The sequence below is a fragment of the Paenibacillus rhizophilus genome, assembly GCF_003854965.1.
GTDB classification, from domain to species: Bacteria; Bacillota; Bacilli; order Paenibacillales; family Paenibacillaceae; genus Paenibacillus_AQ; species Paenibacillus_AQ rhizophilus.
The window spans coordinates 21,474-28,626 of record NZ_RQPI01000028.1; the positions used below are offsets into that span (position 1 = coordinate 21,474).

At 47.2% G+C, this 7,153-nt stretch carries 12 protein-coding genes; all 12 read right to left on the reverse strand.

Features of this window, described 5'->3' with window-relative positions:
- Positions 1–25: 25 nt before the first annotated feature.
- The gene (gene rpsQ, locus EH198_RS24030; protein WP_025336666.1) at positions 26–292 is read right to left on the reverse strand and encodes a 30S ribosomal protein S17; all 267 of its coding nucleotides are present in this window, start codon (positions 290–292) and stop codon (positions 26–28) included.
- Between the two features lie 41 nt (positions 293–333).
- Positions 334–531: a 50S ribosomal protein L29 gene (rpmC, locus tag EH198_RS24035; protein WP_025693031.1), complete on the reverse strand. Its 198-nt coding sequence runs from the start codon at positions 529–531 to the stop codon at positions 334–336.
- Positions 521–955 carry a 50S ribosomal protein L16 gene (gene rplP, locus EH198_RS24040; RefSeq protein WP_025336668.1) on the reverse strand — a complete coding sequence of 145 codons (435 nt, stop codon included), beginning with the start codon at positions 953–955 and terminating at the stop codon, positions 521–523. Before rplP ends, rpmC begins: the two co-directional genes overlap by 11 nt.
- 2 nt (positions 956–957) lie before the next feature.
- A complete protein-coding gene (rpsC, locus tag EH198_RS24045) occupies positions 958–1,623 on the reverse strand; it encodes a 30S ribosomal protein S3 (protein WP_038699000.1) in 666 nt (221 codons plus the stop codon).
- A gap of 13 nt (positions 1,624–1,636) precedes the next feature.
- The gene (gene rplV / locus EH198_RS24050; RefSeq protein ID WP_025693028.1) at positions 1,637–1,969 is read right to left on the reverse strand and encodes a 50S ribosomal protein L22; all 333 of its coding nucleotides are present in this window, start codon (positions 1,967–1,969) and stop codon (positions 1,637–1,639) included.
- 33 nt (positions 1,970–2,002) lie between these two features.
- The gene (gene rpsS, locus EH198_RS24055) at positions 2,003–2,281 is read right to left on the reverse strand and encodes a 30S ribosomal protein S19 (RefSeq protein WP_025336671.1); all 279 of its coding nucleotides are present in this window, start codon (positions 2,279–2,281) and stop codon (positions 2,003–2,005) included.
- 75 nt (positions 2,282–2,356) lie between these two features.
- On the reverse strand, positions 2,357–3,187 hold the full coding sequence (gene rplB, locus EH198_RS24060; protein WP_124697994.1) for a 50S ribosomal protein L2: 831 nt from the start codon (positions 3,185–3,187) through the stop codon (positions 2,357–2,359).
- A 28-nt stretch (positions 3,188–3,215) separates the two neighbouring features.
- Complete coding sequence (gene rplW / locus EH198_RS24065) at positions 3,216–3,509, reverse strand: 50S ribosomal protein L23 (RefSeq protein WP_124697995.1); 294 nt, start codon at positions 3,507–3,509, stop codon at positions 3,216–3,218.
- Positions 3,509–4,132, reverse strand: coding sequence for a 50S ribosomal protein L4 (rplD, locus tag EH198_RS24070; RefSeq protein ID WP_124697996.1), 624 nt, complete (start codon positions 4,130–4,132; stop codon positions 3,509–3,511). The genes rplW and rplD overlap by 1 nt, the downstream gene beginning before the upstream one ends.
- 25 nt (positions 4,133–4,157) lie before the next feature.
- On the reverse strand, positions 4,158–4,775 hold the full coding sequence (rplC, locus tag EH198_RS24075; protein WP_124697997.1) for a 50S ribosomal protein L3: 618 nt from the start codon (positions 4,773–4,775) through the stop codon (positions 4,158–4,160).
- Between the two features lie 39 nt (positions 4,776–4,814).
- On the reverse strand, positions 4,815–5,123 hold the full coding sequence (gene rpsJ, locus EH198_RS24080; protein WP_006676490.1) for a 30S ribosomal protein S10: 309 nt from the start codon (positions 5,121–5,123) through the stop codon (positions 4,815–4,817).
- 226 nt (positions 5,124–5,349) lie between these two features.
- A complete protein-coding gene (locus tag EH198_RS24940; RefSeq protein ID WP_124697998.1) occupies positions 5,350–6,699 on the reverse strand; it encodes a globin-coupled sensor protein in 1,350 nt (449 codons plus the stop codon).
- Positions 6,700–7,153 lie beyond the last annotated feature (454 nt).

Sequence of the window (7,153 nt, forward strand, 5' to 3'; positions counted from 1 at the left end):
TTCGGAAAAATGGTCAGGTAAAGCATTAGATGATAACCGCTTTTTCCACCACTTCAACCAGTCTCCAGCGTTTGTCCTTGGAGAGCGGACGAGTTTCCATGATCTTCACAGTATCGCCGATTTGTGCGGTATTGTTCTCATCATGCGCTTTGAATTTCTTGGTGTACTTGATGCGCTTGTGGTACAGATCATGCTTTTTGTAAGTTTCAACGGCAACCACGATCGTTTTGTCCATTTTATCGCTGACAACTTTACCGATTTGCACTTTGCGCGCGTTGCGTTCTTCGCTCATAATTAGCCTCCTTCCTGATACGGATCATCCTATCCGTTCACTTAGCTGATCCCAAGTACTCTCTCATGGATAACGGTTTTAGCACGAGCTATTTCTCTACGCACATCACGAATCCGAGTCGGGTTGTCCAGTTGGCCTGTTGCCAGTTGAAAACGCAGATTAAAGAGCTCTTCTTTGAAGCCAGCAATCTTTTGTTCAATCTCGGCAGTGGTCAAGTTGCGAAGTTCATTAGCTTTCATTTGCTTCACCACCCAATTCTTCACGTTTCACAAACTTAGTCTTGATTGGCAGCTTGTGAGCGGCAAGACGCATCGCTTCACGAGCGATTTCTTCCGACACGCCTCCGAGTTCGAACATAATCTTGCCCGGTTTAACTACGGCTACCCATTTCTCAACGTTACCTTTACCGCTACCCATCCGAACCTCGAGAGGCTTTTGAGTAATCGGCTTGTCAGGGAAAATTTTGATCCATACTTTACCGCCCCGTTTGATGTAACGGGTCATCGCGATACGAGCCGCTTCGATCTGACGGTTAGTGATCCAGGATGGCTCCAGAGCTTGCAGACCGAATTCGCCGAAGTTCAGCTCGGTGCCGCCTTTTGCCATACCCTTCATGTGACCGCGTTGTTGTTTGCGGTGTTTAACGCGTTTTGGTACCAACATGATTAGTTGCCTCCTTCCTGAGCAGCTTGTTTCTTAGCCGTAGGAAGAACCTCTCCACGATAGATCCATACTTTTACGCCGATACGGCCATAAGTCGTATGAGCTTCAGCCGTTCCGTAGTCGATATCGGCACGAAGCGTATGAAGTGGAACTGTTCCTTCGCTATAGCCTTCCGTACGAGCGATCTCGGCGCCGCCAAGACGTCCGCTGACAGAGGTTTTAATCCCTTTTGCTCCGGAACGCATTGTTCTTTGGATAGCCTGCTTGAGCGCACGGCGGAACGATACGCGACGTTCCAGCTGTTGTGCGATGCTCTCGGCAACAAGAATAGCGTCCAGCTCAGGGTGTTTGATTTCATTGATATTAATGTGTACTTTTTTGCCGCCTGCGATTTGGGTAACCGCGCTGCGAAGCACTTCAACTTCAGCGCCGCCCTTACCAATAACCATACCCGGTTTAGCGGTATGAATCGTTACATTCACGCGGCTAGCCGCTCTTTCAATCTCAATACGGGAAACAGCGGAATCTTTCAGCTTGCCTTTGAGGTATTCCCGAATTTTGACGTCTTCCAGAAGAAGTGTCCCGAAGTCTTTTCCTGCATACCATTTGGATTCCCAGTCACGGATAATCCCGATCCGGAGTCCGACTGGATTTACCTTTTGACCCACACGTTATCCCTCCTTATTTCTCAGATACCACCAAAGTAATGTGGCTGGTGCGTTTGTTAATCCGGCTGGCGCGACCCATCGCGCGCGGACGGAACCGTTTCATCGTTGGACCTTGGTTAACGAAAACCTCGCTAATAAACAAGTTGTTTACGTCCATCGAATAGTTGTGCTCGGCATTGGCGATCGCCGAGTTCAACAGCTTTTCAACTACCGGGGAAGCGGATTTCGGAGTGTGGCGAAGGATTGCGATCGCCTCTCCCACCTGCTTGCCGCGAATCAAGTCAACAACCAGTTTCGCTTTACGAGCGGAAATCCGCACCGATCTTGCATGCGCTTTTGCTTGCATTGTTTTCCCTCCTCTCGAACAGAGAACCTGTTATTATCTTCTCGTTTTCTTATCGTCACCCGCGTGGCCTTTGTAAGTACGCGTCGGCGCGAACTCGCCCAACTTGTGACCTACCATATCTTCCGTTACGTATACAGGCACGTGTTTACGGCCGTCATACACACCAAACGTATGTCCGATAAATTGAGGGAAAATGGTTGAGCGGCGGGACCAAGTTTTGATGACTACTTTTTTGCCCGAAACGTTCAAGTCTTCAACTTTTTTCAGCAGGTAGCCATCGATAAAAGGCCCCTTCTTCAAACTGCGACTCATGTATGAATCCTCCCTTCATCAAATGTTCAAGCCGCGATGCGACGCTTCGCGGGTTCAAGTTCACCTTGAAGCGTCTTATTTCGTGCGGCGACGAACGATATATTTATCAGAAGCTTTGTTTTTCTTACGAGTTTTGTAGCCAAGGGTCGGTTTGCCCCAAGGAGACAACGGCGATTTGCGTCCGATCGGAGCGCGTCCTTCACCACCACCATGAGGGTGATCGTTCGGGTTCATAACAACACCGCGAACTTCAGGACGTTGACCCAGCCAGCGGCTGCGTCCGGCTTTACCGATCTTGATCAGTTCGTGGTCTTCGTTACCAACGGAACCAATTGTAGCACGGCATACGCTCAGGATTCTGCGAACTTCACCGGAAGAGAGACGCACGGAAACGTACTTGTCTTCTTTACCGAGCAACTGCGCTTCCGTACCGGCTGCGCGAACCAATTGGCCGCCCTTGCCAGGCTTCAGCTCGATGTTGTGGATAACTGTACCTACCGGAATGTTGGACAGCGGAAGAGAGTTACCGATCTTGATATCTGCTGCAGGACCGGATTCGATCTTATCCCCAACTTTCAGTCCTTTAGGAGCGATGATGTAGCGTTTCTCTCCGTCAGCGTAGTGAATCAGGGCGATGTTGGATGTGCGGTTCGGGTCATACTCGATCGTAGCAACGCTGCCTGGTATGCCGTCTTTCGTCCGCTTGAAATCGATAATACGGTATTTACGTTTGTGTCCGCCGCCTTGGTGACGAACCGTAATTTTACCTTGGTTGTTGCGGCCCGCCTTTTTGCTCAGCGGCGCAAGCAGCGATTTCTCAGGCTGGTTTGTTGTGATTTCTTCAAATGTAGACACGGACATTCCGCGTCTTGCCGGAGAAGTCGGTTTGTACTTTTTGATTGGCACTGTGTTTCCCTCCTTGCTTTACAGGATATTATTCTACCGCTTCAAAGAACTCAAGCGGCTTGCTGTCCGGGCTGAGCTTAACGATGGCTTTCTTCCATTCCGGAGTGTATCCGGAGTAGCGTCCATACCGTTTCAGCTTGCCAGGCACGCGCATTGTGTTCACATTAACGACTTTTACTTTAAAGATGGCCTCTACAGCCTGCTTGATTTCGGTCTTGTTGGCACGAATGTCCACTTCAAAAGCATATTTCAAATCGCTCATGTAGTCGGATGTGCGTTCCGTAATCACCGGACGTTTGATGATATCGCGAGGATCTTTCATTACGCGAACACCTCCTCTACCTTAGAAACTGCATCTTTAGTGATGATCAATTTGTCGTGCGTCAGCACGTCAAGAACATTGATGCCGTCGGCCGCTACGAATTTCACCCCAGGGATGTTACGAGCGGAAAGTGCTACATTGTCGTCATAGCTAGGAGCTACGATCAGAGCTTTTTGAGCAACCTTCAGGTTATTCAGAATAGCTACGAATTCTTTCGTCTTCGGAGCATTCAGGCTCAAGGAGTCAAGTACGATAATGTCATTCCCAATAACCTTCGAGGACAACGCCGATTTGATCGCCAAACGGCGAACCTTTTTAGGCAGTTTCCAGGAATAGCTGCGAGGAGTCGGTCCGAAGACAACGCCGCCGCCTTTCCATTGAGGAGAACGAATCGAACCTTGACGAGCGCGACCTGTACCTTTTTGTTTCCAAGGCTTACGTCCGCCGCCACGAACTTCGGAGCGTCCTTTAACTTTGTGCGTACCACGGCGCAGAGAAGCTCTTTGCAAAAGAACCGCTTCATTCAAAACGTGAGTGTTCGGCTCGATACCGAAAATCGCGTCGCTCAGTTCAACTTCACCAACTTCATTACCGCTGATATTGTAAAGTGTTACTTTTGGCATTTCATGTTCCTCCTTTCTTCAAAAGTTATTTCTTAACGGTTTCTTTAACCTTCACGAAGCTGTTCTTAGGTCCCGGAATGGAGCCTTTCACCAGCAGAACATTGCGTTCCACGTCTACTTTGATGACTTCAAGCTTTTGAATCGTCACCGTATCATGGCCCATATGTCCTGGCAGACGTTTGCCCTTAGGAACACGGTTGGCTTGGATGGAACCCATCGAGCCCGGTCTTCTATGGTAACGGGAACCGTGAGCCATAGGTCCGCGGCTTTGTCCCCAGCGTTTGATAACGCCTTGGAAGCCTTTGCCTTTGGAAATGCCGGTTACGTCAACAAATTCGCCTTCTGCGAAGACGTCAGCCTTCAGCTCTTGTCCAACCTCGAGTGCCCCGAGGTCAACACCGCGAATTTCGCGAACGTAGCGCTTAGGTGTTGCATTTGCCTTTGTGGCGTGACCTTGTTCAGGCTTGTTGGTGTTTTTCTTATCGGAAAAGCCCAACTGCACTGCTTCATACCCGTCGGTATTGAGGTCTTTCTTTTGCAGTACTACACAAGGACCCGCTTCGATAACCGTAACCGCGATTACGTTACCTTCAGGAGTAAACACTTGAGTCATACCGAGTTTTTTTCCTAAGATACCTTTCATGTTGACACCTCTTTTCTTTTCCTGTTTCTAATAGAAGAATTACAATTTAATTTCGATATCTACACCGGACGGCAGATCCAAGCGCATCAAGGCATCCACAGTTTGTGGCGTTGGATTCACAATGTCGATCAGACGCTTGTGAGTACGCATTTCGAACTGTTCACGGGAATCCTTGTACTTGTGCACCGCACGGAGAATAGTAATTACTTGCTTCTCGGTTGGCAGCGGAATCGGCCCGGACACACCTGCACCGGAACGTTTTGCTGTTTCAACGATCTTCTCAGCGGATTGATCAAGAATTCTGTGGTCGTATGCTTTCAAGCGGATACGAATTTTTTGCTTTGCCATTTTAGTCCCTCCTTCTATCGCCCAATTTATTATCGGACATACTCCGTGAAAATTTTCTGACCACTGGCTTCATGGCAAAGGAGCCGGGTGTGTCAGTAACCTCTCACATCATCGCAACGTCGCAGAACAACATTTATTATTATATAGAATCTTTTCGCCCAATGCAAGCAAAATAATAAAACAACGCATGATTTTATTCACGCGTTGTTATGGGTTCCTGTTCTTCCTACAAATTGGCTGTTGCCGACTTGAAATATTCCGCTGAAGCGGCGGTTTGTGCCGTTGTTGAGCCGATTCCTTCTATAGTAGTTATCAGTGTCCGAATCTCTGCCTCTACCGTTACGATCTCGCGGGTGCTGCTCTGCATGGAGTCCACGATGTCGGTAAAAAGTTGGCTTGTCTCATCTGATTGCAACTTACCGTTTTCCGTCAGTTCCTGTACTTTTCGAATTTCATTCACCACTTGAGCAGTTAAACTGCCGGATTGGGCTGTCAGCTCTCCAATGCGCACAACCGTATTTTTCGTATCTTCGGCCAGCCGATTGACCTCTTGAGCCACGACGCTGAAGCCTCTTCCGTGCTCGCCCGCCCTGGCCGCTTCTATGGTTGCATTAAGAGATAATATTTTCGTTTGGTCTGCAATTTCTTGCACCGCACCTACGATCTTCTGTATTTGCTTTGAGAATTGGCTCAGCTCTTTTACCGAACGTTCCATTTCATTTGTTCTTTCAAAAATATGGGCGATCTGTCCATTCAACTTGCTTAGCAGCTCACGGCCGTCTTTTGCCATTTCCTGTGAGTCAAGAGCTGATGAAGCAGTACGCTGGAAGGTATTATTGACTTCATTGCTGCTTGCCACAAGCTGTTCGACTGCTGCGTTGGTATCGATGCTGAGATCGATAAGTTCTCCGCTGAATTCGGCAATCTTCTGTTTCAGTTCATTTTTTACAATTTCGTACTGCTCTTCTTTTTCTCGAATATTCTCTTTTTCATAGGCTTCCAAAACGAGCTGCTGCTCAAGATTCAAAAGCTTGGTAACCGTTTGCACCATATTTAGTCGTTCCCTGTCGTCGAAAGCTTCTTTATATATTACGCCGATGAACACATTTTGCAGGTTTTGAAAGGCTGACAGATACCACTTTGGCTCTAACCCAACCTTTTTATGAATTTTGGCAATGGTCAACCGTTTCGATATGTAGCGATTATCTACACTGCCATCGAAAATTTCAACGATATGATCGCGTAAGGTCTGTTTCAATCGTTCAATACTGCTGTGATCGAGAATGATCTGCTCCAGCTTATCCACACCGAGCACCGAGTTATAAAAGCCGTCGATAATTTCGTCAATGTTTCGCTCCATGGCGGGCTTCAGCTTGCATAGCAGATCCAGATCGGCCTCCGTCAAATCAATCATTCGCATCTGTTCATTCAATTCTTCTTGGCCTTCGATCACATGGAAAGAACTTAAGGCTGCTGATTGTCCGTCAGTGTGGATAGATGAATTAACGTCACGGGAGCCTACTTTCTTTTGTTTTGGGGATAAACCATGTAAAAAAGCGAACGGACATTTTCCCATACTTTCACTCCCATTTGACTATATCTAAATTTTTAATATTCAACTATACACACATTGTTTTACGCAAAGTATTATTGCAAACAAACTAATGCGGGTAATTGTAATATTTTGTTGAATGAAATAAGAGTTAGACGCGCTCTGAACTTAGATTTTGTTGATTAATGTCGAATATATGAAAATTATGTTGAATTTCGATCACACTCTTATCTTCGGCAATTTGTTATGTATTCTGAATAGAACGAACCGCTATAATTAAAATTTTATTTACTACACTTTGATAGAATTACTGATGTCGAGGGAATCAACGCGGTATTTGAAGGAGAGATATATCGAGTAGGAGGGGGCGGTAAGCCCCCGTCCTCTCACACCACCGTACATGCGGGTCCGCATACGGCGGTTCCAAAAGGTTAACCAAGCTCCAGATAACGTGAAAGCAAACTTTTCAGCCCTTTCC